Here is a 26,986-nt window from a genome sequence, read left to right on the forward strand (position 1 = left end):
GCACCGTGGACACCGTGGTCTTCGACAAGACCGGCACGCTCACCCGCGGCGAGCCGACCGTCGTCGACCGGCACGCCGTCGCCGGCCGGGACGGCGACGAGCTCCTCGCCCTCGCCGCGGCCGCCGAGGCCGACAGCGAGCACCCGCTGGCCCGCGCCGTCGTCGCCGCCGCCACCGGGCGCGGGCTCGACCCGCCCGCCGCGACGGACTTCACCTCCGCGCCGGCCGTCGGGGTCTCCGCGGACGTCGACGGCCGCCGGGTCCGGGTCGGCGGTCCCCGCCTCCTCGACGAGACGGGCCTCGACGAGCTCGACGCCGCCCACCCGTGGGGCGAGGACGGCGCCACCGTGCTGCACGTCGTGGTCGACGGCCGGGTCGCCGGCGCGCTGGCCCTCGCCGACGCCGTCCGCCCCGAGTCCCGCGACGCGGTCGCGGCGCTGCACCGCCGCGGGCTCCGGGTCGTCATGGCCACCGGGGACGCCCCCGCGGTGGCGCACGCCGTCGCCCGCGAGCTCGACATCGACCGCGTGTTCGCCGGCGTCCGTCCCGAGGACAAGGCCACCACCGTCGCCACTCTCCAGGACGAGGGACACCGCGTCGCGATGGTCGGTGACGGCGTCAACGACGCTCCCGCCCTGGCCCGGGCGGACGTCGGGCTGGCCGTCGGTGCCGGCACGGACGTCGCCATCGGCTCCGCCGGCGTCGTCCTCGCCGGCGACGACCCGCGTGCGGTCACCTCCGTCATCGACCTCTCCCGCGCCACCTACCGGAAGATGGCCCAGAACCTGTGGTGGGCGGCCGGCTACAACCTGGTCTCGGTGCCGCTCGCGGCCGGTGTGCTCGCGCCGCTCGGGTTCGTCCTGCCGATGTCGGTCGGAGCGATCCTCATGTCGGTCTCGACCGTCGTCGTCGCCCTGAACGCTCAGCTCCTGCGCCGCCTCGACCTCCGGCCGCGCTCCGCGGACCGTGGTCGCGAGGAGCCCCCGGTCGCGTCGCCGGCGGGCGGTGCTCACCGGGCCGGCGGCGAGACCAGGTGGCTCCGGTAGGCGATGACCACGAGCTGGGCGCGGTCGTGGGCGTCGAGCTTGACCATGGCCCGGCCGACGTGGGTCTTCACGGTGGCGTGGCTGATGGTGAGGGCCCCGGCGATCTCGGCGTTGCTCAGCCCGTGGGCGACGAGGGCGACGATCTCGCGTTCCCGGGCGGTGAGCTCGGAGAGCGCGCGGCCGTCGACCGGGGGTGCGCCTCCGGGTCGCTCGACGAGACGTGCGACGAGCCGGCGCGTCGGGCCCGGGGACAGGAGGGCCTCGCCGCCGGCGACCACGCGGATGCCGTGGAGGAGCTGGCGGGGTTCGGTGTTCTTCACCAGGAACCCGGCCGCACCGGCCCCGAGCGCGTCGACGACGTACTCGTCGTGGTCGAAGGTCGTCAGGACCAGGACGTGGACCGCGGCGAGGTCCGGATCGGCGGCGATGCGGCGGGTCGCCGTGAGGCCGTCGACGTCGGGCATGCGGATGTCCATGAGCACGACGTCCGGGCGGGTCCGCCTCGCGAGCTCGACGGCGCCGGCACCGTCGGCGGCCTCGCCGACCACGGCCATGTCGGGCTCGGCGTCGACCAGCACGCGGAAACCGCTGCGGACGAGGGCCTCGTCGTCGACGACGAGCACCCGCACGGGGTCGTCGGCGGTCATCCGGGCGCCGGGAGCTCGGCGCGGACCTCGAACGATCCGGTAGGCGGCGAGGTCGACCGGGGCGGGCAGCGGGGGCCCGTGGCGATCGACGTCCACCTCGACCCGCAGGCCGGCGCCCTCGACGCCGGCAAGCAGGGACGCCAGCCGGTCGAGCCCGGACGGATCCGGCTCGTCCGGGGTGTCGGTGCGCAGGACCCCGAGCACGGACTTCACGTCGGTGAGCCCGGTGTCGCTGAGCTGCTTGACGGCCGCGAGCGCCTCGCGGGCCCGGTCGGGCTGCCGGTCGATCACGTGCAGGCCCATCCCCGCCTGCACGCTGATGGTCGCCAGCGAGTGCCCGACGACGTCGTGGAGCTCGCGCGCGATGCGCAGGCGCTCCTCGGCGACGAGGCGGCGGGCGCGCTCGTCACGCATCGCGGTCTCGCGGGCGAGCTCCGCCCGTGTCGCGACCAGCAGTGCGCGGTAGTAACCGACGGCCGTACCGGCGCTCGCGGCGGTGGCGGCGAGCAGGACGGCGAGCGGCACCACGGCGACGGTGTCGACGTCGTGGAGCACGACGCGGATCGCGACGATCTGGGTCAGCGCGGTCAGGGCCGCTCCGGCCAGTCCCCAGCGCCACCCCCGGGCCGCGGCGAGGGTGTAGCACCCGAGCAGCGGGACCACCGCGACGAGCCGTCCGGGGTAGGGACCGGCGAACCAGGCGAGGACCACCGCGTCGAGCACCACCAGCGACGTGACCGGGTGGCGACGACCGAGGGCGACCGCGGCGGCGACCGTCGCGGCGAGGGCGATCGCCCCGACGTCGAGCGGTCGGGGGGACGGCGCCGACGGCGGACCGATCTCCACGGCCGCGGCGGCGGCGACGAGCACCGCGACGGCGAGACCGGTGACGGCCGGGAGCGGGCGCGCGCCGTCGGGTCGCGCGGCCTCGCGCACGGTGCCGACCATCTGTCCGCCTCCCGGTCCGGGCCCGGGACCCCTGGCGCCCCGCGGCCATCCTGCGCGCCGCCCGCGCGGTGGCGCGTCCGCCCCGCGACGTCTCCCGGCCTACCTCCGCCGCCGTACGAGATACACCGGCGAGCCGACCGTACGACCGCCGCAGCAGCCCGGACAGACGTCAGCCGCCGGACGCCGTCGCGCCCGTCGGCGCCCACGCTGGGCGTCGTCGCACCCACGGGAGGTCCACCGATGCTCACGCAGTCCGTCGCCATACCCGTCGCCGTCGGCGTCTACGAGCTGGGGGTCGGGCGCACCGTCCCGTCCGTCGCCGCCGTCCTGGGGCTCCTCGGGGTGGTCGTCGGCGCCCTGGCCCTGGCTCGTCGGGTCGCGCGGGCCGGCTCGATCGTGGCCCTGGGCCTCGGTGTGCTCGCGGCGGTCGTCGGCGGGCTGCACGCCGCCAACGCCGAGGGTGGCCTGGGGACGGGCAACGGGCTGGCCGGAGCCGTCGTCGCCGTGGCGCTGGGCCTCGTCGCCGCGGCTCTGGGCGTCCTCGCGCTGGCTCGCACGCGAACGTCCGCCTGATCTCGGCGTCGGGACGTCCCGGTCCGAGTGGACGGCGGCTCGAGCGGAAGAGCACCGCTTCGTTCTCGCGCCACGTCCGGATTCTGACGATCTACTCAGCGAGTGTTCCTGTTGGTCACAGCGGTGGAGACGAAGGGAATCGAACCCTCAACCCCCGCCTTGCAAACTCGACAAGCGCGCTGCAGCACGCAGGCCTAACGCGGTAGGCGTACCCCATGAGCAGGTCATCCCGCGCTGCTCGGTGTCAGCCCGTGCCACCTGGTCGTCGCCTCGGTGTGCCCCAGGCGTGCCCCAGGGAGAGAGGTCAGCTCCAGCCGCGAGCGACGGCCCAGAGACTCAGTCCGCGTCCCTGACGTCGGAGTTCGCGCCACGTCCTGATCGTCCGCATGGGCGCGGAGAGTGCCTGCCGAACGCGAGTGCGTCTATCGAACAGGTGTACGACAGAGGATGCAGGGCGCCCGCATCACGATCCGGGCGGGTTGATGGGCGGAAACGGGCCCAGCGTGAAGGTGAAGCTGCTCGTTGTAGGCGCAGGCCGGCCGGGAAAGAAGGTGGTTGTCGTCGTGGCAGCGGGGCCTCCCGGCACCGGGGCGACCGACGGGCCGAAGTTCGCTCCACAGAAGGGCGCGACGATCACGTTGTTGTCCCCGGAGTTGTTGCAGTTGCCATCGCCTTCCGCGGCGGATGCGACTCCGAAGCTGGCGGCGAGCCCAAGCGCGATCGAACTGCCCGCGAGCGCGAGAGCAGCGACTCTCCGGTTCATGTAGCCCCCTCATCTGGTTCTAACCCAGATGGACCAACGACGCGTCTCTCCCCTGAGATACGCGAAGCGGACATCGGACCTGCGATCGGCACTCTCAACACGGCGAACTTCAGGGTCTCTCCCTCGGCGGCGCGGGCTCTGCCCTGCCGGGCCGCCCGTGCGGGTGCAAGCGCTCCCCTCCTCGACAACCGCCGCCTGTGCTGCCTGGTGGCGCTTGCGGCTGTGCGGGCGGTCTGGCAGCCCTCAGGCGCGTCGTCGTGGGTGAGGCCCCGCCCCGACCACCACCACTCCCCCGTCCCGGAGCTCGTCGCAGTCGTGGGCTCTCCTGAGGTCGGTGCCCTGGTCCAGGGCGGAGCGCCTGGCCGCCGGAGGCCGAGCCTGGTCCTGCTCCTGGTCGCCGCCGTGGTCCAGGTCGTCGCTGTCGCTGCCCGGCTGGTGGCCTGGCCCGCCCGGGTCCGCCGCCCCGCCCCCGACGCAGTCATTGGGGGTGCGGGGAGGCGTGGCCCGGCAGGGCCGGGCCACGCCGGCGCGCCAGCGCCGGCTCTGACCGCTGGTGGTGCCCGGTGAGCGGGCGGGTTCTCGGTAATGGGCGAACAGGTCTTCACCAGACCAGGCAACGTCGGGGAGCCAACAAGCGGCTGAGCCCGGGTGAGCGGGTGGCGCAGGCCCAGCACCGACGCGAGACCCGCTGGCAGCGTCGCGGCCAGCTTCGGAAGGTCACGAGCCTGCGGCGGGTGCGGAACTGCGGGGTGCCGCTGGACCCCGAGGGCGGGGTGACGCTGGCGGTCACGAGCAACGCCGACGGCACGAGGACGGCCGGCTACTCGGGGCTGGCATCGTGCGGGTCGGTGTGGTGCTGCCCGCAGTGCGCCGCAAAAATCGCCACCCGGCGAGCCGACGAGTTGTCGACGGTGATGCGCGCGGTCGACGAGGCTGGCGGCTCGGCGTTCCTGCTGACCCTGACGATGCGCCACGACCGGGGCGATCGGCTCGGGCTCACCAAGGACGAGCGCAAGCGACTGCGCCAGCTCGAGGACAACCGCGCCGGCTACGAGGCCGCGAACGCCAACTGGTGGGACTTCGACGAGCACCAGGCCGAAGCCGACGCCATCGAAGAGAACACCCTGCGCCAGCGCAGGGGCTGCTGGGACGTCCTGTCCGACGCCTGGGCTCGGGTCACGTCGGGCGGGGCGTGGAAGGCCGATCAGGAGCTGTTCGGCGGACTGCTCGGCTGGGCGCGGGTCGTGGAGGTCACCGACGGCGACAACGGCTGGCACGTCCACATCCACGCCCTGCTCTGCTTCGGCGCTCAGGTCTCCGCCGAGCTCGTCGCCGGCTCGGTCGGTGCGCGGATGTTCTCCCGCTGGCGCGCGGCGTTGGAGCGCAAGGGCTTCAACGCGTCCGAGGAGCACGGGTGGGACCTGCGCCGGGTGCAGCTCGGCGACGGCGACCTGGCGGACTACTTCACCAAGATCGCCTACGAGGTCACCGGCTCCCACCGCAAGGAAGGCCGCCGAGCCGGCGGCCGCACCCCGATGCAGCTGCTCGCCGACGCCGTCGACGCCCAGGAAGAGACAGCAATGGCGCGCTGGTGGGAGTGGGAGCAGGCCAGCGAAGGCCGACGGCAACTCACCTGGTCCATCGGAGGCCGGGACTTGCGGAAGCTCGCCGGGCTCGGCGCAGAGGTGACGGATGATGAAGTCGTGGCTGAGGACCTAGAAGGGGAGGTGACTCTCGAGTTGACCTCGAACGATTATTGCGTCTTACAACGGACGCAGAGGGAACCTGAGTTGCTGGCCGTCGCCGAGATGGGCGGGCTGATGGCCGCAAGAGGCTGGCTCAGAGCCCTTGGGCTTGGGCGATCGGATGAAGTAGACCGGCTGTAGGTGCTTTATACAGTCGGCCCTTGCCGTCGTGACGGCTACCAACGGTTAAGATCTAGCTCCGCCACAGCCGTAGCCATCACGACGCAGGGACCACCAGCATGGATGACGACGAGGTGGGTCCGCCTCCGAAGGAGAGGGCTCCCGCCGCTGTCCGTCGCTGGTGGAGATCTCAAGGTCACCGTGAGGCGTTCGGTGTTTGGATCATCCGGACAGCAGCACCTCTCTTGATCGCGTTCGCGTTGCTCTACGTCGCAGGCGGGCTATTTCTTGGTTGGGCAGCGGCGTTTGATGTCACGACAGGGATAAAGTCGCCGAGCGAGGCTTCGTTTCCACCTCTTGCCTATCCGCTAGCCGTAGCTGGGTGGCTGTTCGCTCCAGGACTCTCGGGCGCCGTTGCTGGCTACATCGTCACCAACGCCATCAGCACCCGGAGAAAGAGAAGCCTGACGAAAATCTTTCCTGACCGGGATAGCGAATGAGCAAGAGTCTCATTCCGTTGCTCTCAGACCTCTGTTTCCGCAACCCGCACGGGATTACGAGATCATTCCCACTCAAGCTTGTCCAATTGCACGGCGGTTCTTGGGACGATGCACAGAATCACTGGGAACTCCTGATGCAGGAGGTATTGAACTCGGACGCCGTCGAAGAAAATGCGACGGGCGTAGACAAGCTGTTCGTGCAGCCGTCTTGGTAGTAGACTATCCACAGTTCAATGAACTCTGCCCCATGTGTGCACTCGAGCGACGCCGAGAGAAAGGGGGTTCGCCATGAACGACGATGACATCCCAACTTCGACCGAGGCGCCCGATCTCCGCGCTCCCGGGACTTTTAAGAGTCTTGTTTGTGAGATGCTTTCTGGTGCTTTTCCCGAACGCGAGGACAGATGGGTAGACCGAGAAGCGACGGAGCTCGTTGACGTCGTCCGTAGAGCGGCTGCTCGCGCACGGCGCCGAGGGGAGCGGCAAGCTAGCCCTTCAAACCGTCCGGTTCGAGCTGCTGCGCGGGGTCGGGCGGCCGAGACCACCCAGGCTCCTCGCCCAGCCGGCGAAGCTCGTCGGCGGCGTGCAGGAAAGTTCGAGGTGTACGAAGATAAGTCCGGGAAATTTCGCTTTCGTCTCAAGGCATCCAATGGGCAAATTGTGGCGAGCGGCGAAGCCTATGAGAGCATGGCAGCCGCGCGCAGGGGCGCCGAGGCCGTAGCACACGCAGCAGAGACCGCCCCGAGCATTCCGGACTCATCGGGAAACGAAACGCGCGGACCTGAGCCGCGAAGCGGTGTTGGTCGATTCGAGGTTTACCAAGATCGAGCCGGGAAGTACCGCTTCCGGCTCAAGGCTAGTAACGGTCAGATCATCGCCTCGGGTGAAGCGTATGAGACACGTGCTGCCGCGATCAAGGGTGCGGAATCCGTGAAGAACGCTGCTACGGGCGCAAAGTCTCAACGAAACCAGCGCAGAAAAGCTTGACACCACGCCACCGTCGCTCCCTGCAACGTGTTCCGCTCGCGAGGTCCTGGTCGTGCAGGTAGAAGGTCGGCAGCACGAGGCCCTAAGGCGTTGTCATTCCTCGGACGGCACGACGTTCGACCTCGAAACAGGCCGCTGAAAGAGGGTTCCCGACGGTCGCCAGGGAGCGTCGACGGTCCGGACATGGGTCCAGCCGTGCGTCTTGTAGTAGCGCTGGAGACCGATGTTGGAGCGGTAGCAGTCGAGGCGGACATGGTCGTAACCGAGAGCGCCGGCGAGCCGCTCGACCCATCTCGTGAGCTCCTCGCCTAGTCGTCGGCCAGCGTGTTCCCTGGCGACGATCATGCGATGGACGTAGAGGGCGCTGTCCGGGTCGTCCTCGGGTCGCCAGAAGTCGGGGTCGGCGAAGGTGTCGACTGTGACGGTGGCGATGATCCGGCCGCTGTCGTCCTCGCCGACGAAGACGTTGCCCTGCTCGATGTCGCCGCGGACCTGCTCAGCACGGGGCTCCCACTGCCACTGGTCCACGCCCTTTCCTGCGAGCCAGCGGGAGGCCTCGCGGAAGAGGTCCAGCACGGCGTCAAGGTCATTGGAGCCGGCGCTACGGACGATCACCGTTCAGTGTCTCTCTCGTGCTTGGTCGGGCGGGTGCGTTCGAAGGCGATGAGGTGGCGGTCGCCGGGGAGCACGTTGCGGACGACCCGGACGGGCCGGCCGTCGTCGGTGTAGCCGGTGACGCGGTGCATGGCGACCGGGACACCCAGGCCGATCTCGAGTCGGCTGGCTTCGTCCGGGGTGGGCATGCGGACCTCGATCTCGTCCACGGCGTGGGTCTGCTCCGCGCCGAGCTCGGCGAGCACGACGTTGGCGCCGCGGCCGATGTCGGCGGGGTGCATGATCTCGCTGCCCTGCACCAGCTCGAGCGGGAAGTACGAGTCGTTGGTGTTGAACGGGGTGCCGTCGAGGTAGCGCACCCGCTTCCGGATCACCACGGTGTCGGTCTCGCCGAGCCCGAGGCGCGCGGCGACGTCGGCAGGCGGGGTGGCCAGCTCGACGGCGATGGTCTGCGAGGGCTTGCGGCCCAGCTCGACCTGCTCGTCCATGAACTGGTCCAGCTCACGGTGCAGGGGGCGCTCCCGCCACTCCTTCTGCGGGCGGTAGGTCAGCCGCTCGATCTGGCGCACGAAGTGCCCGCGCGGGCGCTCGGACACCACCAGGCCCTCGTTGACCAGGACCTGCATGGCCTGGCGCACGGTGGCGCGGGTGACGCTGTAGTCCGTGGTCAGGGACTGCTCGGTGGGCAGCTTTGCGCCGGCGCCCAGCTCGCCGCTCTGGATGCGGGCGCGCAGGTCGTCGGCGATCCGCTGGTAGATCGGGCCGGCGCCTCTGCTGGTCATGCCGCCAGTCTGGCCCTGTTACCGAACATTGTCTAGGCAATCTGCTCCGTCTACTTGACGTGAGCGAAGTGGCACACCAGGCTCTCCAACGTCTGCATTGTCTAGTCAATGAGGTCGACATGGAGCCCTGGACCGACCGGGCGGCGTGCCGAGACGCCGACCCGGACCTGTTCTTCCCGGTCACCGAGGACCGGACCCGCCGCGCCATCGCCGGCCAGGTGGCCCGCGCCAAGACCGTCTGCGCCCGCTGCCCGGTCTGGAGCACGTGTCTGTCCTACGCGGTCGAGACCCGCCAGGACCACGGCATCTGGGGCGGACTGACCGCCACCGAACGCCGCCGCCTCGCCCGCGGCGGCACCGAGACCCGCACCCGCCAGCAGCCGCCCGACGCGGCCTGACCCATCGAAGGAGCACCACCGATGTACGAGCTGAACGCCCCCATCAACGCCACCCGGATGAAGGCCGTCGCCACCGGCTACTGCCAGCAGCTCGAGCGCTGGGAGGACGGCCCCACGGGCCGACGCAGCACCGGCCTGCCGCTGCTCGACGACGCCAGCGGTGCCCCGATCACCATCCACGACGTCATGCTCCCGACCGGGCGCGACGGGCGCCTCGAGCTGCACGGCGTCCGCGTCATCGGCCACGAGGTCCCCGACCTCGAGCCCTACACCGAAGTCGAACTCGAAGACCTCAACGCCCGCGTGCGGCCCGCCCGCAACGGCGCCAAGGGCATCGAGGTGTCCTTCTCGGCCACCGCCATCCGCCCTGCCAACACCGGAGGCGTCCGCCCGGCCCGTAGGACCGGCGGCGACGAGACGGCGGCGGCCTGATGGCCGCCCCCGCCCGACCTCCGCGCGCCCGTGTCCAGGTCCGCACCGCTGCCCTGCTCGACGAGCTGGTCCTGACCTGCCGCGCGGCCAGCTGCGTCGAGCAGTGGACCCCGGCCCCCATCGGCGACGACTCCGGCGACGGTGTCGTGCAGCTCTCCCTCGAGCGCTGCCCCGTCTGCGGCTCCTCGACCTGGGAAGTCACCCAGGTCCAGGTCGCCGCCTCCCCCTCCCGCGCCCGCCGCCAGCGGGCCCGCACCCACCGGAGCAGCCGGTCATGACTACCAAGACTCTCGACCGCACCCGCCCACCTGCGGCCGGCCGCTGTCGCCCACCCGGCTTCGTCGCACGCTGGCGCGCCCGCCGCGCCGAACGCGACGCGTGGGCCGCGCACCACGTCTTCGCCCAGGGCATCACCGCCGAGTTCCGCGAAGCCTGCACCGCGCTGCGCCTGTGCCAGTACGTCTCCGTCGCCGCGGGGCTGACCGTGCGCACCCCCCGCGTCGGCGCCGTCCACGGCGGGCCGCCCATCACGCTGACCGTCGAGCTGATGGCCGGCCAGGAACCCGCCGACTTCACCAGCAAGGAGAACGGTCCTCGGCTCGCGCACTCCCTCGGCGGGCACGGCCTGCGGGTCGAACCTCTCGCCGGGCGGTGGGTCCGGCTCATCGTGCTCAACCACGACCCGCTGCGCGACGGCTTCGGGCTCCCCTCGCTGGCCGTCGCGTCCGGCGCGGAGCCGGTGATCCTCGGGCGCACCGAGGACGGCACCACTCTCGGCCACGCCTTCACCGAGGCCGGGCATCTTGGGGCTCAAGGTCAGAACGGGTCGGGCAAGTCGGCGCTGTTCTACGGGCTGCTCTCCCAGGTCGCTTCCGCTCCCGACGTCCTCGTGGCCGGCTCGGACATCACAGGGCTGCTGCTCGGCAAGGCGTGGGACGGCACCGCGCACCGCGCTCATCAGGTCGTCGGCACGCACGACCTCGACGCGCACGCGGTGCTGCTCGAGGACCTGGTGGCCGAGATGGACCGCCGGCTGGCCACGATCCCGGCGCGGCGGGACAGGATCGAGCCGACCCCGGCCACCCCGACGGTGCTCGTGGTGCTCGAGGAGTTCCCCGGCCTGCTGCGCGCCGCCGACGGGCTCCCCAAGCCCAAGCGCGGCGAGGGCGTCCCAGTCGGTGAGCGCATCCGCTCGGCGGTGCTGCGGCTGCTCTCGGAGGGCCGCAAGGCCGCATTCCGGGTCCTGATGCTCGCCCAGCGCTTCGAGGCCACCGCCGTCGGCGGCGGCTACGCCCGCGACCAGTTCGCCCTCCGGCTGTCGTTCCGGGTGCCGGCCGATTCCCTGGAGATGCTCCACGGCGCCGAAGCCCGCGCGCTCGGGCCCGAGCACGCCAACGCCGCGCCCGGGATCGCCTACCTGTCAGGTCTTGGCAGGGATTGCGAACGCATCCGGGTGCCCTACCTCGGTGAGTATGGCGACTACGTCGACCGGATCCGGGCCCACGGACGGCGGGCCGCCTGATGAACCTCATCGCCATCGTCATCATCGCGGGCCTCGTCACAGTGCTGCTGGTCAAGAGCCACAAGGCCGCGCCCGCGCTGGTCTCCGGGGTCGTGACCCTCGTGCTGCTATTCGCTGCCTTCCCGACCCTCGGACCGGCTGTATCCAGCAGTGCCGGCGAGTTCGCCCACCAGCTCGGCGGCGCCGCCGACCGGGCCGCCAACGTTCCTGACGACGGACAGCAGCCGTGACCGCCCGCGAGGACGTCGCCGCCTTCGGCAGGAACGTCGACGCCCTGGTGCGGCCGCTGGCCGGGCTCGACCTCGGCCGCGAGGAGCGCCGCGCCATCACCGCGGCTGCCTGCCTCGACTCGTCCACCGCCACCAACCTCGCTGGGCTGCTGTGCCGAGCCCGACAGGCCCGACCACTCCGTACGACCACCACGGCAAGGAGCTGAGAGATATGGAGCCACTGACCTACACCGTGGACGATGTCGCCGCTCTGCTCGGTGTCGCCCGGGGCAAGGCGTACGAGCACGTGCGCTCCGGGGCGATCCCGTCGATCCGCATAGGCAAGCGGTACCTGATCCCGCGCGAGCGCTTCCACGCCTGGCTCAACGGAGAGACGTCCTCGCCCAGAGGCGCAGCCTGATGGCCGACATCGACGACCGGTGGCACCGCAAGACACAGGACGGGCCGGTGCGGACCGACCGCTACGGCCGCGGCTCCCGCTGGCTCGTGCGGTGGCGCGACCCCGACGGCTCCCAGCGCAAGAAGGCCTTCCGCCGCAAGACCGACGCCGAGGGCTACGCCGCGTCCGTCGAGCACGACATGCGGTCCGGCTCCTACATCGACCCGGGAGCCGGTCGGCTGCTCGTCGGTGAGTGGGCTCGCGACTGGCTCGCTGCTCAGGGGCACCTGACGCCTTCGACCTACGACCGGTACCGCGGCGCGATCGAGAACTACATCGTGCCGCGCTGGGGCACGACCCGGCTCTCGTCGGTGCGCCACGCCGAGGTGCAGAAGTGGGTGACCCAGCTCGGCGCCACGCTCTCGCCCAGCTCGGTCGACAAGGTGCATCGCGTCCTCTCGCAGGTCATGGCGTGGGCGGTCACCGACGACCGGATCACGAAGAACCCGGCGGCCGGCATCCGCATTCGTCGGCCGGCGCTGCCGGACCACCGCTACCTCGACCACGCGTCGGTCGCAATGCTCGCGAAGGCGTGCGAGGACTACGCGCCGCTGGTGCGTCTGCTGGCCTACACCGGGCTCCGCTGGGGTGAGGCGGCTGCACTCCGGGTCAGGCGGGTCGACCTCGGGCGCCGGCGCCTGGCCGTCGCGGAATCCGTCACCGAGGTCAACGGCCGACTGGTCTGGGGCGCGCCCAAGACCCACGCCCGCCGCACGGTCCCGCTGCCGCGCTTCCTCGTCGCGGACCTCGAGCCGCTCGTGGAGGACAAGGAGCCGGACGGCCTCGTCTTCACGGCGCCGGCCGGTGGCGTTCTGCGGGGACGGAACTTCCGACGCAACACCTTCGACCCGGCCGTGCGGCTCGTCGGTCCGGCCGGCTTCCACCCGCACGAGCTCCGGCACACCGCGGCGTCCTTGGCGATCGCCTCGGGCGCGGACGTGAAGGTCGTCCAGCAGATGCTCGGCCACAAGACGGCGACGCTGACGCTCGACCTCTACGGCCACCTGTTCCCGGACCGGCTCGATGACCTCGCCGACCGGATGGACGCCGCCGTGAGTGCCCCAGATGTGCCCCACCAGGGGAAGGAGGACGGTTGATGTTTCCCGTGGAACACATCAGTGCAGGTCAGGATGGGTGGAGACGAAGGGAATCGAACCCTCAACCCCCGCCTTGCAAAGGCGGTGCTCTGCCAATTGAGCTACGTCCCCGAGGGGTGTCAGGACGAGGTGGTCGCCTCGTGCCAGACGTCGCGGGTGGGTCGCTGATCGCGTCGGCGCCGCAGCACCACGGCGGCCCCGGCGGCCAGGGCGAGCGTGACGAGTGCCTTCACCGCACCCCTTCCCGTGTCGACGCGGCCCACGGTACCGCAGCACCGGCACGCGCCCGACGTCGTCGCCGGCGAGGGGCGCCCCCGGCCCGGTAGATCGACCGAGGGTGCCCCTCGCTCGAAAGCGCGGTAGGACTCACGCGGACGACGGCATCGAGGACGGGAGCGACCGATGGGCTCGACCGGCCGTGCCTACGTGGTGGGCACGTTCGACACGAAGGGCGAGGAGCTGCGCTACGTCGCGGGGCTCCTGCGGGACGCGGGCCACGCGGTGACCACCGTGGACGTGGGCACGAGCGACGGCGCGGCGAGCACGGCGGACGTCGGACCGCACGACATCGCCGGAGCGGACGCCTTCACCGGCGACCGCGGCAGCTCGGTCTCGGCGATGAGCGCCGCGCTCGAGCAATGGCTGCCGACCCGCGACGACGTCGCCGGCGTCATCGCGCTCGGCGGCTCGGGCGGCACCGCGCTGGTGACGCCGGCGCTCCAGCGCTTGCCGGTCGGGACGCCGAAGCTGGTGGTGTCCACGGTGGCCTCGGGCAACGTCGCGCCGTACGTCGGGTCCGTCGACCTGACGCTCATGTACTCGGTCACCGACGTCGCCGGGCTGAACCGCATCAGCCGGACGGTGCTCGCCAACGCCGCGCACGCGCTCGGCGGGATGATCGGCGCCGAGGCGCCGGCCGCGCAGGAGAAGCCGGCGCTCGGGCTGACGATGTTCGGGGTGACCACGCCGTGCGTCACCGCCGTGACCGACGCGCTCGACGGGCAGTGGGACTGCCTCGTCTTCCACGCCACCGGCACCGGCGGGCGGGCGATGGAGAAGCTCGTCGACGACGGGCTCGTGGCGGCCGTCGTCGACGTCAGCACCACCGAGATCGCGGACATGGTCGTCGGCGGCGTCATGGCCGCCACCGAGGACCGGCTCGGGGCGATCGCGCGGTCGGGGATCCCCTGGGTCGGGTCGGTCGGCGCGCTGGACATGGTCAACTTCGGGGCACCGGACACCGTGCCCGAACGGTTCCGCGACCGGACGCTCTACGAGCACAACGCCCAGGTGACGCTGATGCGCACGACGCCCGACGACTGCCGGGCGGCCGCGACGTTCCTCGCCGACGGGCTCAACGCCTGCCCCGGCCCGGTCCGCCTCGTGCTGCCGACCGGCGGGGTGTCGGCCCTCGACGCCCCGGGCATGCCCTTCGCCGACCCCGAGGCGGACGCCGCGCTGTTCGACACCCTGCGCGAGCGGTTCCGGACCACCGACGACCACCGGCTCGTCGAGAGCCCGCACCACGTCAACGACCCCGAGTTCGCCGCCACGCTGGTCGCCGCGCTCGGCGAGATCACCGAGATCACCGAGAACACCGGAGGACGCCCGTGACCCGCGCCGAGATCCTCGAGCGCCTGCGCGCCAAGGTCGAGCGCGGCGAGCCGATCGTCGGCGGCGGCGCCGGCACCGGCCTCTCCGCGCGCTGCGAGGAGGAGGGCGGGATCGACCTCATCGTCATCTACAATTCCGGCCGCTATCGCATGGCGGGACGCGGTTCGCTCGCCGGCCTGCTCGCCTACGGCAACGCGAACGACATCGTCGTCGAGATGGCGCGCGAGGTCGTCCCCGTCGTCGACCACACGCCGGTCCTCGCGGGCGTGAACGGCACCGATCCCTTCCTCATCCGGCACCGCTTCCTGCGCGAGCTGCGGGATCTCGGGTTCGCCGGCATCCAGAACTTTCCGACCGTCGGGCTCATCGACGGCACCTTCCGGGTGAATCTCGAGGAGACCGGGATGGGCTTCGACCGGGAAGTCGAGCTCGTCGCCGCAGCGCACGAGGAGGATCTGCTGACGACGCCGTACGTCTTCTCCGCCGACGACGCCCGCGCGATGACGCAGGCCGGCGCGGACATCGTCGTCTGCCACATGGGACTGACCACCGGCGGATCCATCGGCGCGCAGACCGCGAAATCGCTCGACGACTGCGTCGCCCTCACCGACGAGTGGGCCACGGCCGCCCGCGAGGTGCGCGACGACGTCCTCGTGCTCGTCCACGGCGGGCCCGTCTCGTCGCCCGACGACGCCGCGTACGTCCTGTCCCGGGCGCGCACCTGCCACGGCTTCTACGGCGCCAGCAGCATGGAGCGCCTGCCCACCGAGCGGGCCCTGACCGCCACGACCCGCGAGTTCGTCGAGCTCCGCCCCGCATCCGCCCAGCAGGAGGACCACTGATGCCCGAGACCATGGCCAGCGCCGTCATCCCCGCCGACCCCGGCACCGTGTGGCGGGTGATCCGCGACTTCGACTCGCTGGCGTCCTGGGTGCCGGCCATCTCGGCCAGCGAGCTCGAGGGCGGCGCCCGCGCCGACCAGGTCGGCGCCGTGCGCAAGCTGACCCTCGGCGACGGGGGCATCGTGCGCGAGCAGCTGGTCGCCCTCGACGACCGCACGCACACGCTGACCTACGCCATCCTCGAATCGCCGTTCCCGGTCCAGGACTATCGCGCCACCAGTCGCGTCTACCCCGTGACGTCGACCGGAGAAAGCTTCGTCGCCTGGTCGGTCGTCTTCGACTGCGACCCGGCGGAGGCCGAACGGCTCAGTGAGTTCTTCGCCACGGATGTGTTCGCCAGCGGACTGGAGGGACTGGTCGCCCATTTGTCGTCCGGGTCGTGACGCCGAACGCCACGATTCGGGTCCCCCGCGTCCGGGGCGCGATTTCTTTGCTAATCTCGCAGCGAATGGACGACACATCGTCGGTTCGATGACGTAGTGAGGAGTCACGCCCGCCATGGCGCAGAAGACCATCGTCACCCTGGTCGACGACCTGACCGGGGAAGAGGCCGAGGACATCACCACGGTCGAGTTCGCACTCGACGGCGTGACGTACGAGATCGACCTCGACGACAAGAACAGCTCGAAGCTGCGCGACGCGCTCGCCGACTACATCGCGGCCGCGCGCCGTACCGGTGGCCGCCGGTCGGCCGGTGGCGGCCGTCGCCGTTCCGGCGGCGCAGGCACGGGCACCCCGCGGGCCACGTCCCCGGGCGGCTACGACCGCGAGACCTCGAAGCAGATCCGCGAGTGGGCCAAGGCCCAGGGCTTCGAGGTGTCCGACCGCGGCCGCGTGCCCAACAACGTCGTCGAGGCGTGGGAGGCCCAGCGCAAGGGCTCCGACCAGGCCGCCACCTTCTCGGGCTGAGCCGGGCACGCACGACGACGGCCCCGGAGCGCGACGCTCCGGGGCCGTTCGTGTCTGCTGTGGTGTCCGGGGAGTGGGCCCAGCTGGATTTGAACCAGCGACCTCGTCGTTATCAGCGACGCGCTCTAACCAACTGAGCTATGGGCCCCGCGAGGTGTGGACGTCACGGTACCCGACCGTCACCGGACGACCCGCACCCGCCCCGGGCCCATCAGTCGCGCTCGGAGAGCGTGACCTCGATCCCGCCCGCCACGTCGGCGGAGATGTTGTAGATGAACGCCGAGACGCTGGCCAGCGCCGTGAACAGGATGATGTTCACGACCCCGATCACCGCCGCGACGCCGAAGACGCCGCCCGCGGTGATCAGCTCGCCGTTGCCGCCGGCGTCGGACGTCAGGTCCTGGTACGTGCCGTTGAGCTGCGCCCAGACGCCCATGCCGTCGAGCACCGCGTAGAGCACGCCGACCGCGAACATCCACACGAAGAACAACGCGACACCCAGCACGAGGGCGAGCTTGAGCACCGACCACGGGTCGAAGCGGCGCACCTGCAGGCTCGCGCGCCGCGGCGCCTTGCCGGTGCGGGGACGACCGGCCGAGAGCTCGGCGACGTCGTCGGGCTCGCGGCGCGGCTCCTCCTCGTCCCGCCCGCGCAGGCCCAGCTGCTCGGGCGAGAGCTGGTTGGTCGGGGCGTCGATGCCCGACGCGGTGGTCGCCCCCGTGCGGCCCGCGGGACCGCCCTCCCCGGTGCTCGTCGGCCGGGCGGTGCCGGACGCGGGACCCATGCGGACCGACATCGGGATGCCGCCCGACGGCGGGCCGACCTGGCCCTCCGCCGGCCGACCCTGCGGACCGGGGCCGCCCGGACGCGGGAAGGGACCCGACGGCGGGTGCGGCCCGCCCGGGCCACCCGGACCCGACCGGGACGGACCACCGGCGGGCGGCCCGGCCGGGCGCCCCCCGGCGGGCAGGGGACCCGACGGCGGGCCCGTGGGCCCGGAGGACGCCCCACCGCGCTGCCACGGCGGAGGCGGGCCGGCGGGGCCGGACGACGACCCGCTCGCCGCGCCCGAGCCCGACCCGGACCCCTCGCCGGACTCCCGGGACTCCCCGGCCCCCGGCCCGTCCGGGGCCGCCTCGCCGTCGTCCTCGACGGCCGCGACCCGCGTCGTCGACGATCCACCCGACTCCGCGGGACGGGCGACCTCCTCCGTGCTCGTCCGGGTGCCGCCGGTGCCCGACGACTCCGAGTCGCTCGCGGGGTCCGGGTCGTCCGGCTTACTCGGTGTGCTCACGGCTGGACTCGTCTCGTCGGTCGGTGACGGTCGGTCACGGCTGGGGCTGGGTGGTCGACCCGCCGGCGTCGGGGTCGGCCGCGTTCTCCGCGTTGCGCGCGATGGCGAGCAGCGTGCCACCCTCGCCGAGGTTCATCAGACGCACGCCCTTGGTCTGGCGGCCCGCCTTGCGGACCTCCTTGGCGGTCGTCCGGATCACCCCACCGCTCTCGGTGATCGCGTACAGCTCGTCGTCGAGCTCGACGATGAGTGCGCCGACCAGCGTGCCGCGACGACGGTCGTACTGCAGCGTCAGGACGCCCTTGCCGCCCCGGTTCTGCACCGGGTACTCCTCGATCGGCGTGCGCTTGGCGTAGCCGCCGCCGGTCGCGACCAGCAGGAACGTCCCGTCGCGGACCACGCCGAGCGAGAGCAGCTCGTCACCGCTGTTGAACCGCATGCCCGTGACACCCGACGTCGCCCGGCCCATCGGCCGCAGGGCGTCGTCGGTGGCGGTGAAGCGGATCGACTGGCCCTCGGCCGAGACGAGCAGGAGGTCGTCGTCGCCCGAGCACAGCACGGCGCCGACCAGCTCGTCGTTCTCCCGCAGGTTGATGCCGATGAGCCCGCCGGAGCGGTTCGAGTCGAAGTCGACCAGCCGCGACTTCTTCACCAGGCCGGCCTTCGTCGCGAGCACCAGGTACGGCGCCGCGGTGTAGTCCTGGATGTGCATGACCTGGGCGATCTGCTCCTCCGGCTGGAACGCCAGGAGGTTCGCCACGTGCTGGCCGCGGGCGTTGCGGTTGGCCTCGGGAAGCTCGTAGGCCTTCGCCCGGTAGACGCGGCCCTTGTTGGTGAAGAACAGCAGCCAGTCGTGCGTGGAGCAGACGAAGAAGTGGGAGACGATGTCGTCCTGCTTCAGCGTCGCGCCCTGCACGCCGCGGCCGCCGCGCTTCTGGGTGCGGTACAGATCGGTCTTGGTGCGCTTCGCGTAGCCGGTGCGCGTGATCGTGACGACGATGTCCTCGACGGCGATGAGGTCAGCGTCCGCGACCTCGCCGTCGTAGCCCACGAGCCGCGTCAGGCGGTCGTCGCCGTACTTCTCGACGATCTCGCCGAGCTCGTCGCGGACGATCTGCCGCTGCCGCTCGGGCCGGGCGAGGATGTCCTCGAGGTCGCGGATGGTCTCCTCGATCTCGGCCAGCTCGTCGAGGATCTTCTGGCGCTCGAGGGCGGCGAGGCGCCGCAGCTGCATGTCCAGGATCGCCTGCGCCTGGACGTCGTCGATGTCGAGCAGCTCGATGAGGCCGGCGCGGGCGACGTCGACGGTCTCCGACGCGCGGATCAGCGCGATGACCTCGTCGAGCGCGTCGAGCGCCTTGGCCAGACCGCGCAGGATGTGGGCCCGCTCCTCGGCCTTGCGCAGGCGGTAGCGCGTGCGCCGGACGATGACGTCGATCTGGTGGCGGATCCAGTGCCGGATCATCTGGTCGAGGCGCAGGGTGCGCGGCACGCCGTCGACGATCGAGAGCATGTTGACGCCGAAGCTGTACTGCAGCTGCGTGTGCTTGTAGAGGTTGTTCAGCACGACCTTCGCGACGGCGTCGCGGCGCAGCGTGATGACGATGCGCCGGCCCACGCGGTCCGACGACTCGTCGTTGATCTCCGAGATGCCCTGGATGCGCCCGTCGCGCACCAGCGTCGCGATCGACTCGATGAGCGAGTCCGGGTTGACCTGGTACGGCAGCTCGGTGACGACCAGGATCGTGCGGCCCTTGGCGTCCTCCTCGGCCTCCACCACCGAGCGCATGCGGATCGAGCCGCGGCCGGTGCGGTAGGCCGCCTCGATGCCGTCGGTGCCGACGACGAGGCCGGCGGTGGGGAAGTCGGGGCCCTTGATGCGCTCCATGAGGGCCTCGAGGGTCTCCTCCTCCGAGGCCTCGGGGTTGTCTAGGGCCCACGTGGCGCCGGCCGCCACCTCGCGCAGGTTGTGCGGGGGCATGTTGGTGGCCATGCCGACCGCGATGCCGGCGCTGCCGTTGATCAGCAGGTTGGGCACGCGGCCCGGGAGCACCGACGGCTCCTGGGTGCGGCCGTCGTAGTTGTCCGCGAAGTCGACGGTCTCCTCGTCGATGTCGGCGAGCATCGACATCGCGAGCGGGGTGAGGCGGCACTCCGTGTAGCGCATGGCGGCCGCCGGGTCGTTGCCCGGCGAGCCGAAGTTGCCCTGGCCGTCGATCAGCGGGTAGCGCATCGACCACGGCTGCGCGAGGCGCACGAGGGCGTCGTAGATCGCGGAGTCGCCGTGGGGGTGGTAGTTCCCCATGACGTCGCCGACGACGCGGGCGCACTTGACGTAGCTGCGGTCCGGCCGGAAGCCGGAGTCGTACATCGAGTACAGGACGCGGCGGTGCACCGGCTTGAGCCCGTCCTCCACCAGCGGCAGCGCCCGGCCCACGATGACCGACATCGCGTAGTCGATGTAGGAGCGCTGCATCTCCTGCTGGATGTCGACCGGCTCGATGCGGTCGCCGGACCCACCGGGAGGCAGGGTCGTCTCGGTCACGCGCTCACCTTCCTGGGCGCCCTCACCCGGGCGCCGGACTCAACCGATGCTATCGGGGCCGGGGGTCTCCCCCCGGCTCCCCCGGGCCACCGAGACCGGCGTGTTCCCGCCGGTCAGCGGGTGTGCCCGGGGTTCGGGACGAAGCGGGCGGTTCCACGGGAAACCACGCCGCTCGCGTCCCTGGACCTCGACTAGACGTCGAGGAACCGCACGTCCTTGGCGTTGCGGGTGATGAACGAGCGGCGGGACTCGACGTCCTCGCCCATGAGCACGCTGAACAGCTCGTCGGCGGTGGCCGCGTCGTCCAGCGTGACCTGCAGCAGCATCCGGGTCGACGGGTCCATCGTCGTCTCCCACAGCTCCTTGGCGTTCATCTCGCCGAGGCCCTTGTAGCGCTGGACGCCGTCGTCCTTGTTGATCTTTTTGCCGGCCGCGCGGCCGGCCTCGATCAGGCCGTCGCGCTCGCGGTCGGAGTACGCGAAGTCGGGCTCCGCGTTGCGGCCACTCCACTTGATCTTGTAGAGCGGCGGCTGCGCGAGGAACACGTGGCCGTTCTCCACGAGCGGGCGCATGAACCGGAAGAGCAGGGTCAGCAGCAGCGTGCGGATGTGCTGGCCGTCGACGTCGGCGTCGGCCATCAGCACGATCTTGTGGTAGCGCAGCTTGCTGAGGTCGAACTCGTCGTGGATCCCGGTGCCGAGCGCCGTGATGATCGACTGGACCTCGTTGTTCTTGAGGACGCGGTCGATGCGGGCCTTCTCGACGTTGATGATCTTGCCGCGGATCGGGAGGATCGCCTGGAACATGGAGTCGCGACCGGACTTGGCCGAGCCGCCCGCCGAGTCGCCCTCGACGATGTAGACCTCGCTGCGCTCCGGGTCGTTGCTGCGGCAGTCCGCGAGCTTGCCGGGCAGGCCGCCGAGGTCACCCGCCGTCTTGCGGCGCACCAGCTCGCGCGCCTTGCGGGCGGCCAGCCGGGCCTGGGCCGAGCCGACCGCCTTGTTGATGATGGTCTTGGCCTCGGCCGGGTTCGCCTCGAACCAGTCGGAGAGGTGCTCGTTGCAGACCTTCTGGACGAACGAGCGCACCTCGGTGTTGCCGAGCTTGGTCTTGGTCTGGCCCTCGAACTGGGGCTCGGCCACCTTCACCGAGACGATCGCGGCGAGGCCCTCGCGGATGTCGTCGCCGGTGAGCGCCGGGTCCTTGTCCTTGATGAGCTTCTTGTCGCGCGCGTAGCGGTTGACCGTCGCGGTCAGCGCGGAGCGGAAGCCCTCCTCGTGGGTGCCGCCCTCGGTGGTGTTGATCGTGTTGCAGAACGTGTAGACGGACTCGGAGTAGCCCGCGTTCCACTGCATCGCGACCTCGACCTGGTGGCCGGTGCCGTCGGCCTGGAACCCCACCGGCTTGCGGTGGATCGGCTCCTTGGCGTGGTTGATGTGGGCGACGAAGTCCTCGAGGCCGCCCGGGTAGTGGAACGTGCGCTCCTTGACCTTGGACACGTAGCCCTCGGCGTCGGGCGCCTCGTCGAGCTCCGCGCCCTCGGGGTCCTCGCCCTCGGGCTTGCGCTCGTCGCGCAGCACGATCGTCAGGCCCTTGTTGAGGAAGGCCATCTCCTGGAGGCGCCGCGAGACGGTCTCCAGGTTGTAGGTCGTGGTCTCGAAGATCGTCGGGTCGGCCCAGAACGTGATCGAGGTGCCGGTCTTGCGGGTCTTGCCGGACGCGACGAGCTCGCCGGGCACCGAGTGGTCGTAGTGCTGCGTCCAGATCTGGCCGTCGCGGTGGATCTCGACGTCGAGCGCCGTCGACAGGGCGTTGACCACCGAGATGCCGACGCCGTGCAGACCGCCGGAGACGGCGTACGACTTGTCGTCGAACTTGCCGCCCGCGTGGAGCATGGTCAGCACCATCTCCACGGCCGGCTTCTTCTCCACCGGGTGGGTGTCGACCGGGATGCCGCGGCCGTCGTCGACCACCGAGATGCCGCCGTCGGCGAGCAGCGACACGTGGACGTAGGTGGCGTAGCCGGCCATCGCCTCGTCGACGGAGTTGTCGACCGCCTCCCAGATGAGGTGGTGCAGACCCCGCTCGCCGGTCGATCCGATGTACATGCCGGGCCGCTTGCGCACGGCCTCCAGGCCCTCGAGGACGGTGATGGACGAGGCGCTGTAGTCCCCGTTGTTCTTCTTCTGGGCCGAGTTCTGTGCGGCTGCCACGAGCTCTGGTGTCTCCCTCGCGTGGACGCGACCCCCCGCGCGTCGCGCGCGCGGGCGGTCCAACTGCCTCCATTCTACCGGGTCGCTCCCCGCAGAACGGCCCGGGCACGCGGCTCAGCGCGTCACAGCGCGGCGAAATCGACATCGGGAGGGTCCGACCGCCCGCGAGGCACCCCCGACGGCCCTCGCGCGGGTCTCCGGGAGCCGTGAGACGCCCTGCGCGCGCTCAGCCGTACGTGTCGCGTGGCCCCCGGCCGGAGACGTGCCGCGGCCCGCGACGCCAGCTCGGGGCCGCCGGTCCGTGGATGCGCATGGTCGTCACCACGCCGTCGCCGAGCCCGGCGGCGAGCCGGCCGATCAGCTGGCGCTGCAGCAGGCGCAGCTGGGTCGCCCAGGCGGTGGAGTCGGCCGCCACGGTGAGCACCCCGTCGCGCAGGGACTCCGGACGGGCGTGCTCGGCGACCTCGGCGCCGACCAGCTCCACCCAGCGCCCGAACACCGCACCGCCGGCCAGCTGCGGGGCCCAGCCCCGGTCGCCGGAGAGCCGCGACGCGAGGCGCCCCAGCGTCTGCGGGTCGCGCTCGTCCGCGCCGGCCCCCGACCAGCCGCGCCGCCGGGGCCGTCCCAGCCCTCCGCCGCCACGGCGCACGGGCTTGCGGACGCCCGCCGCCCTGGCCGCGGCCCGGCGCGCGGCCGTCGCCTCCCGGGCGGCCGCCAGGGCGTCGCGGGCGAGGTCGGCACCGCGTCGCGGCGGGTCGGACACGGCCGGTGACCCCTTCTCGCCGGCGTCCGGATCGTCCCGATCGGGGGTGTGGACAGCGTCACGCGGGCGCCCTCCCTGCTCCGGCGCCGGATCCGGGGACGGAGGACCGCCCGCGACCGACCTGTCGACCGAGTTGTCCACAGCGTCCACAGGTCTGTCCCCAGAACCCCCTGCAACATCACGCGTCCGGCTCACCAGAACCACCCCCTGTCGTCCGTAACGCCGGCGCCATCTCACGCACGGTGCCCGATTCGACCACGTAGCGTGCACCCTGCAGGTCGTCCGGGACGTCGTCATCCACCGCGGCCGTGACCAGCACCTGCTCGGCACGGGCGGCCGTCCTCGCCAGGGCCCGGCGACGGCGGACGTCGAGCTCCGCGAACACGTCGTCGAGCACGAGCACGGGCTCCGAGCCCTCCCCGCGCAGCAGCTCGAAGCCCCCGAGGCGCAGCGCGAGCGCGAGCGACCACGACTCGCCGTGGCTGGCGTAGCCCTTGGCCGGGCCCTCGCCGAGCGTGAGCTCGAGGTCGTCGCGGTGCGGCCCGACGAGGCAGACGCCGCGCTCGATCTCCTGGTGCCGCCGGCGGCGCATCTCCTCGAGGAGCATCTCCTCGACCGCCGCCGCGTCCGGGGTCGCGACGTCCGGGGCGCCCAGCGCGTCGATGTCCCCGACCTTGGAGCGGTACCGCGCGGCGACGGGCTCCGACTCCGGGGCGACCTCGGCGTAGGCGGCGGTGACGTGCGGGGCCAGGGCCGCGGTGAGCTCGAGGCGCCCGGCGACCAGCACCGCCCCCGCCCGGGCCAGGTGGGCGTCCCACACGTCGAGCGTGCTCGTGTCGCCGCGGGCGTTGCGCGCGGTCTTGAGCAGCGCGGAGCGCTGGCGCAGCACCTTGTCGTAGTCCGCCCGCGCCCCCGCCCAGCGCGGCGCACGGGCCACCAGGAGGTCGTCGAGCAGGCCGCGGCGCTCGCTCGGGTCGCCACGCACCAGCGCGAGGTCCTCGGGGGCGAACACCACGGTCCGCACGATGCCGAGGATCTCGCGCGGGCTGCGCACCGGCGACCGGTTGACCCGGGCACGGTTGGCCCGCCCGCTCGCGATCTCGACCTGGACGGTGAGCTCGCGGCCCTCGTTGACCGCGACCGCCCGCACCGTCGCCGACGAGGCCCCGCGGCGGATCAGCGGCGCGTCCCCGGCCACGCGGTGCGACGACAGCGACGCGAGGTAGCCGATCGCCTCGACGAGGTTGGTCTTGCCCTGGCCGTTCGCCCCCACCAGGACCGAGACGCCGGGCGCGAAGGTGAGCTCGGCCTGCTCCCAGGAACGGAAGTCGGTGACCGACAGCGCCCGCACGTACACGGTGCGGCTCAGCCCCCGGTGGGCGGCTCGTTCGCGGCCTCGCCCGACTTGTGGGTGGCATGGCCGCCGAACTGGGCGCGCAGGGCCGCGACGGCCTTCATCGCCGGGGAGTCGACCTGGCGCGAGGCGAACCGGGCGAACAGGGCCGCCGAGATCACCGGCGCGGGCACCGCGTGCACGATGGCCTCGTCGACCGTCCAGCGGCCCTCGCCGGAGTCCTCGGCGTAGCCGGTGATCTGGTCGAGGTGCGGGTCGGCCTCGAGCGCGCGGACCATGAGGTCGAGCAGCCAGCTGCGCACCACCGTGCCGCGGCTCCACGCCTTCATCACCGCGCCGACGTTGTCGACCGGGCCGCCGGCCGACAGCAGCTCGTAGCCCTCCGCGTAGGCCTGCATGAGGCCGTACTCGACGCCGTTGTGGACCATCTTCGCGTAGTGCCCCGCGCCGACCGGGCCGGCGTGCACGAAGCCCTCCTCGCGCGGGCCCTCGGGGCGCAGGGCGTCGAACACCGGCATCAGCCGCTCGATGTCCGCCGCGTCGCCGCCGGCCATGAGCCCGTAGCCCTCGGTGCGGCCCCAGACCCCGCCGGAGACCCCGCAGTCGGCGTAGCGCACCCCGCGGGCGTCGAGCAGCTCGGCGTGCACCGTGTCGTCGGTGAACTTGCTGTTGCCCCCGTCGACCACGAGGTCGCCCGGCTCCAGCAGGTCGGCCAGGTCGCGGACCGTCGAGTGCGTCGGCTCGCCCGCCGGGATCATCAGCCACAGCGTGCGCGGCGCCGCCACCGCCTTGACCAGCTCCTCCAGCGACGCGACGTCGCCCGAACCGTCGTTGGCGTAACCGATGACCTCGTGACCGGCCGCCCGGAGGCGTTCGGCCATGTTGCCGCCCATACGTCCGAGTCCGACCATCCCGAGCTGCACGTCTGGGTTCCTCTCGTGGGGTGCGGGCCGGCCAGCGCCGGGTCAGCCCGGCAGGCGCACCGGCATCAGCAGGTACAGATACCCGGGACGGGGCTCCGGGAGATCGTCGGCCGTGTCACCCGGGCCCGGCTCGACGGCCGTGGCCCCGCCCTCGGACGGTGCGCCCTCGACGGCGTCCGCGCCGCCGCCGGCGTCCCCGGGCGGCGTGGCCGGCCGCAGCAGCGCGGGCCGGCTCGGCGTGGTGAACGACAGGTGGGCGTGCTCCGCGCCCAGGGCACCGAGGCCGTCGAGCAGGTAGCCGGGGTTGAACGCGATGGTCAGGGGCTCGCCCACGAAGCGGCAGGAGATCTCCTCCTCCGCGCTGCCCTCGTCGTCGCCGCCCGCGGTGAGGCGCAGGGTGTCGTCGGCGAACTCGAGGCGCACCTGCGTGCCGCGCTCGGCCACCAGCGACACGCGCTTGATGGCCTCGACCAGCGGCGCGATCTCGAGCACCGCCGCCGACGTGTGCTCCTTGGGCAGCAGCTGGCGGTAGCGGGGGAACTCGGCGTCGAGCAGCCGCGTGGTGGAGCGACGGCCGCCGCCGGCGAGGCCCAGCAGGCCGTCGCCGCGCGCGAGCGCGAGCTCGACGCGCGAGCCCGACGACGTCAGCGTCTTGGCCGCCTCGGAGAGCGTCTTGGCCGGGGCGAGGAGCGCGACCTCGCCGGACTCGCCGGCGCCGGCCGTCTCGCCCGGCTCCCAGGTGAACTCCCGGACCGCGAGGCGGAAGCGGTCGGTGGCCGCGAGCGTCAGCGTCGTGCCGTCGATCTCGATGCGGATGCCCGTGAGCATCGGCAGCGTGTCGTCGCGGCCGGCGGCCACGGCCACCTGCGAGACGGCCTGGGCGAAGACCTCGGGGGCGAGGGCGCCGGCGACCGGCGGCATGTCCGGCAGCTGCGGGTAGTCCTCGGCCGACATCGTCGGGAGGCTGAACCGGGCGTTGCCGCAGGCGATCGTGGCGCGCGGCCCGTCGACCGTGACGTCCACCGGGTGCGGGGGCAGCGCGCGGGTGATGTCGGCGAGCAGGCGACCCGAGACCAGCGCCCGGCCGGCGTCGCCCACCATCGCCGGGACCTCCACGCGGGCCGAGACCTCGTAGTCGAACCCCGAGACCGTCAGCGCGCCGTCGCCCTCGGCGTCGAGCAGGACACCGCCGAGGACCGGGACGGGTGCGCGGCTCGGCAGGCTGCGGGCGACGAAGGCCACGGCGTCGGCGAGTGCGTCTCGTTCGACGCGGAACTTCATCGCGGGTCCTCCCCCTGGCGTCCGGCTCCCTGCGGGCGTCGTGCCCCGGCAGGGGACGGACCCCGGCGCGGGCCCATCACGGTAGAGCCTGCCGCAGGGGTCCGACACTCCGGCCCCGTGGTCGATCCGAGCCGATCGGGGTACCCGCCCGGTAGGTCTCGGGCCGGTCTCGGCGCCCGTCCACACACGTTCTTCTCTGGAAGTTCTCCCAGAAGAGAAAGACAGCAGTACCAGTAGGTCCTGTGCGTGGTGTGGAGCACGGGCGTCGTCGCTGGTCGGGCGGCCGGATCCGGTGTGGACACCCCGGCGTCGGCGGTCGCCGGATCCGGGGACGGATCGGCGTG

General features: G+C 72.1%; 29 protein-coding genes, 2 tRNA genes and 1 pseudogene. 17 read left to right on the plus strand and 15 right to left on the minus strand.

The features are described 5' to 3' along the window. Positions 1 to 1,046 (plus strand): HAD-IC family P-type ATPase (locus tag ABD994_RS19875; RefSeq protein ID WP_345418960.1); only part of this gene is annotated, 1,046 nt, incomplete at its 5' end. Here the strand turns inward: ABD994_RS19875 and ABD994_RS19880 are convergent. Further along, positions 1,010 to 1,693, minus strand: a complete 684-nt coding sequence (locus ABD994_RS19880) for a response regulator (protein WP_345419140.1) — start codon at positions 1,691 to 1,693, stop codon at positions 1,010 to 1,012. The two genes, ABD994_RS19875 and ABD994_RS19880, sit on opposite strands and share 37 nt — an antisense overlap. A gap of 192 nt (positions 1,694 to 1,885) precedes the next feature. After that, positions 1,886 to 2,641 (minus strand): annotated as a pseudogene (locus ABD994_RS19885) (sensor histidine kinase); the annotation flags it as partial. A 240-nt stretch (positions 2,642 to 2,881) separates the two neighbouring features. Between ABD994_RS19885 and ABD994_RS19890 the strand changes: the two are divergent. Continuing rightward, positions 2,882 to 3,214, plus strand: a complete 333-nt coding sequence (locus ABD994_RS19890) for a DUF6223 family protein (RefSeq protein WP_345418963.1) — start codon at positions 2,882 to 2,884, stop codon at positions 3,212 to 3,214. 463 nt (positions 3,215 to 3,677) lie between these two features. On the opposite strand, the gene ABD994_RS19895 is transcribed toward ABD994_RS19890, so the two are convergent. Further along, complete coding sequence (locus ABD994_RS19895; protein ID WP_345418966.1) at positions 3,678 to 3,977, minus strand: hypothetical protein; 300 nt, start codon at positions 3,975 to 3,977, stop codon at positions 3,678 to 3,680. Positions 3,978 to 4,633: 656 nt separating this feature from the next. Between ABD994_RS19895 and ABD994_RS19900 the strand changes: the two genes are divergently transcribed. The 3 genes from ABD994_RS19900 to ABD994_RS19910 all read left to right on the plus strand — a co-directional run bounded on the left by ABD994_RS19900 (position 4,634) and on the right by ABD994_RS19910 (position 7,329). Then, positions 4,634 to 5,863, plus strand: coding sequence for a rep family protein (locus ABD994_RS19900; protein ID WP_345418969.1), 1,230 nt, complete (start codon positions 4,634 to 4,636; stop codon positions 5,861 to 5,863). A 98-nt stretch (positions 5,864 to 5,961) separates the two neighbouring features. Beyond that, positions 5,962 to 6,342, plus strand: coding sequence for a DUF6313 family protein (locus tag ABD994_RS19905; protein WP_345418972.1), 381 nt, complete (start codon positions 5,962 to 5,964; stop codon positions 6,340 to 6,342). 369 nt (positions 6,343 to 6,711) lie between these two features. Next, positions 6,712 to 7,329 (plus strand): YegP family protein, encoded by a 618-nt coding sequence (locus ABD994_RS19910; RefSeq protein WP_345419143.1) that lies wholly within the window; start codon positions 6,712 to 6,714, stop codon positions 7,327 to 7,329. 93 nt (positions 7,330 to 7,422) lie between these two features. Here the strand turns inward: ABD994_RS19910 and ABD994_RS19915 are convergent, their stop codons facing one another. Both ABD994_RS19915 and ABD994_RS19920 read right to left on the minus strand, forming a co-directional pair. Then, positions 7,423 to 7,905 carry a GNAT family N-acetyltransferase gene (locus tag ABD994_RS19915; RefSeq protein WP_345418975.1) on the minus strand — a complete coding sequence of 161 codons (483 nt, stop codon included), beginning with the start codon at positions 7,903 to 7,905 and terminating at the stop codon, positions 7,423 to 7,425. A 35-nt stretch (positions 7,906 to 7,940) separates the two neighbouring features. Further along, positions 7,941 to 8,726: a GntR family transcriptional regulator gene (locus ABD994_RS19920; RefSeq protein WP_345418978.1), complete on the minus strand. Its 786-nt coding sequence runs from the start codon at positions 8,724 to 8,726 to the stop codon at positions 7,941 to 7,943. Positions 8,727 to 8,845: 119 nt separating this feature from the next. On the opposite strand from ABD994_RS19920, the gene ABD994_RS19925 reads away from it, so the two are divergent. Genes ABD994_RS19925 through ABD994_RS19960 form a run of 8 tightly spaced genes read left to right on the plus strand, consistent with a single transcriptional unit; the run spans position 8,846 to position 12,844 of the window. Further along, positions 8,846 to 9,124, plus strand: a complete 279-nt coding sequence (locus ABD994_RS19925; RefSeq protein ID WP_345418981.1) for a WhiB family transcriptional regulator — start codon at positions 8,846 to 8,848, stop codon at positions 9,122 to 9,124. A gap of 21 nt (positions 9,125 to 9,145) precedes the next feature. Beyond that, positions 9,146 to 9,556 (plus strand): hypothetical protein, encoded by a 411-nt coding sequence (locus ABD994_RS19930; protein ID WP_345418984.1) that lies wholly within the window; start codon positions 9,146 to 9,148, stop codon positions 9,554 to 9,556. Further along, positions 9,556 to 9,834, plus strand: coding sequence for a hypothetical protein (locus tag ABD994_RS19935; RefSeq protein ID WP_345418987.1), 279 nt, complete (start codon positions 9,556 to 9,558; stop codon positions 9,832 to 9,834). Before ABD994_RS19930 ends, ABD994_RS19935 begins: the two co-directional genes overlap by 1 nt. Continuing rightward, positions 9,831 to 11,078 (plus strand): hypothetical protein, encoded by a 1,248-nt coding sequence (locus ABD994_RS19940; RefSeq protein ID WP_345418990.1) that lies wholly within the window; start codon positions 9,831 to 9,833, stop codon positions 11,076 to 11,078. Before ABD994_RS19935 ends, ABD994_RS19940 begins: the two co-directional genes overlap by 4 nt. Further along, entirely contained in the window at positions 11,078 to 11,308 is a 231-nt protein-coding gene (locus ABD994_RS19945) for a hypothetical protein (RefSeq protein ID WP_345418993.1), read from the plus strand. The genes ABD994_RS19940 and ABD994_RS19945 overlap by 1 nt, the downstream gene beginning before the upstream one ends. Further along, positions 11,305 to 11,514: a hypothetical protein gene (locus ABD994_RS19950; RefSeq protein WP_345418995.1), complete on the plus strand. Its 210-nt coding sequence runs from the start codon at positions 11,305 to 11,307 to the stop codon at positions 11,512 to 11,514. The genes ABD994_RS19945 and ABD994_RS19950 overlap by 4 nt, the downstream gene beginning before the upstream one ends. 5 nt (positions 11,515 to 11,519) lie before the next feature. After that, positions 11,520 to 11,708, plus strand: a complete 189-nt coding sequence (locus ABD994_RS19955; protein ID WP_345418998.1) for a helix-turn-helix domain-containing protein — start codon at positions 11,520 to 11,522, stop codon at positions 11,706 to 11,708. Continuing rightward, the gene (locus ABD994_RS19960; protein WP_345419001.1) at positions 11,708 to 12,844 is read left to right on the plus strand and encodes a tyrosine-type recombinase/integrase; all 1,137 of its coding nucleotides are present in this window, start codon (positions 11,708 to 11,710) and stop codon (positions 12,842 to 12,844) included. The genes ABD994_RS19955 and ABD994_RS19960 overlap by 1 nt, the downstream gene beginning before the upstream one ends. Before the next feature lie 38 nt (positions 12,845 to 12,882). Here the strand turns inward: ABD994_RS19960 and ABD994_RS19965 are convergent. Next, positions 12,883 to 12,955, minus strand: a tRNA-Ala gene (locus ABD994_RS19965). An 8-nt stretch (positions 12,956 to 12,963) separates the two neighbouring features. Next, positions 12,964 to 13,077: a DLW-39 family protein gene (locus ABD994_RS19970; RefSeq protein ID WP_345419004.1), complete on the minus strand. Its 114-nt coding sequence runs from the start codon at positions 13,075 to 13,077 to the stop codon at positions 12,964 to 12,966. A 169-nt stretch (positions 13,078 to 13,246) separates the two neighbouring features. On the opposite strand from ABD994_RS19970, the gene ABD994_RS19975 reads away from it, so the two are divergent. The 4 genes from ABD994_RS19975 to ABD994_RS19990 all read left to right on the plus strand — a co-directional run bounded on the left by ABD994_RS19975 (position 13,247) and on the right by ABD994_RS19990 (position 16,269). Further along, positions 13,247 to 14,458 carry a Tm-1-like ATP-binding domain-containing protein gene (locus ABD994_RS19975; protein WP_345419007.1) on the plus strand — a complete coding sequence of 404 codons (1,212 nt, stop codon included), beginning with the start codon at positions 13,247 to 13,249 and terminating at the stop codon, positions 14,456 to 14,458. Then, a complete protein-coding gene (locus ABD994_RS19980; RefSeq protein WP_345419010.1) occupies positions 14,455 to 15,300 on the plus strand; it encodes a phosphoenolpyruvate hydrolase family protein in 846 nt (281 codons plus the stop codon). The genes ABD994_RS19975 and ABD994_RS19980 overlap by 4 nt, the downstream gene beginning before the upstream one ends. Then, a complete protein-coding gene (locus ABD994_RS19985; RefSeq protein ID WP_345419013.1) occupies positions 15,300 to 15,743 on the plus strand; it encodes an SRPBCC family protein in 444 nt (147 codons plus the stop codon). Before ABD994_RS19980 ends, ABD994_RS19985 begins: the two co-directional genes overlap by 1 nt. A 115-nt stretch (positions 15,744 to 15,858) precedes the next feature. Continuing rightward, positions 15,859 to 16,269 (plus strand): histone-like nucleoid-structuring protein Lsr2, encoded by a 411-nt coding sequence (locus ABD994_RS19990; RefSeq protein ID WP_345419016.1) that lies wholly within the window; start codon positions 15,859 to 15,861, stop codon positions 16,267 to 16,269. A 74-nt stretch (positions 16,270 to 16,343) separates the two neighbouring features. Here the strand turns inward: ABD994_RS19990 and ABD994_RS19995 are convergent. The 8 genes from ABD994_RS19995 to dnaN all read right to left on the minus strand — a co-directional run bounded on the left by ABD994_RS19995 (position 16,344) and on the right by dnaN (position 26,642). Then, positions 16,344 to 16,417, minus strand: a tRNA-Ile gene (locus tag ABD994_RS19995). A gap of 63 nt (positions 16,418 to 16,480) precedes the next feature. Next, the gene (locus tag ABD994_RS31705; RefSeq protein ID WP_425550092.1) at positions 16,481 to 17,239 is read right to left on the minus strand and encodes a DUF3566 domain-containing protein; all 759 of its coding nucleotides are present in this window, start codon (positions 17,237 to 17,239) and stop codon (positions 16,481 to 16,483) included. A gap of 358 nt (positions 17,240 to 17,597) precedes the next feature. Then, a complete protein-coding gene (gene gyrA, locus ABD994_RS20005) occupies positions 17,598 to 20,108 on the minus strand; it encodes a DNA gyrase subunit A (protein WP_345419019.1) in 2,511 nt (836 codons plus the stop codon). Positions 20,109 to 20,299: 191 nt separating this feature from the next. Next, a complete protein-coding gene (gene gyrB, locus ABD994_RS20010; RefSeq protein WP_345419022.1) occupies positions 20,300 to 22,321 on the minus strand; it encodes a DNA topoisomerase (ATP-hydrolyzing) subunit B in 2,022 nt (673 codons plus the stop codon). 226 nt (positions 22,322 to 22,547) lie between these two features. After that, on the minus strand, positions 22,548 to 23,084 hold the full coding sequence (locus tag ABD994_RS20015) for a DciA family protein (protein ID WP_345419025.1): 537 nt from the start codon (positions 23,082 to 23,084) through the stop codon (positions 22,548 to 22,550). A gap of 178 nt (positions 23,085 to 23,262) precedes the next feature. After that, a complete protein-coding gene (gene recF, locus ABD994_RS20020) occupies positions 23,263 to 24,441 on the minus strand; it encodes a DNA replication/repair protein RecF (protein ID WP_345419028.1) in 1,179 nt (392 codons plus the stop codon). 8 nt (positions 24,442 to 24,449) lie between these two features. Continuing rightward, the gene (gnd, locus tag ABD994_RS20025; RefSeq protein WP_345419031.1) at positions 24,450 to 25,361 is read right to left on the minus strand and encodes a phosphogluconate dehydrogenase (NAD(+)-dependent, decarboxylating); all 912 of its coding nucleotides are present in this window, start codon (positions 25,359 to 25,361) and stop codon (positions 24,450 to 24,452) included. 42 nt (positions 25,362 to 25,403) lie between these two features. Next, positions 25,404 to 26,642, minus strand: a complete 1,239-nt coding sequence (gene dnaN, locus ABD994_RS20030) for a DNA polymerase III subunit beta (protein ID WP_345419034.1) — start codon at positions 26,640 to 26,642, stop codon at positions 25,404 to 25,406. Positions 26,643 to 26,986 lie beyond the last annotated feature (344 nt).

The organism is Actinomycetospora chlora (assembly GCF_039542135.1).
GTDB classification, from domain to species: Bacteria; Actinomycetota; Actinomycetes; order Mycobacteriales; family Pseudonocardiaceae; genus Actinomycetospora; species Actinomycetospora chlora.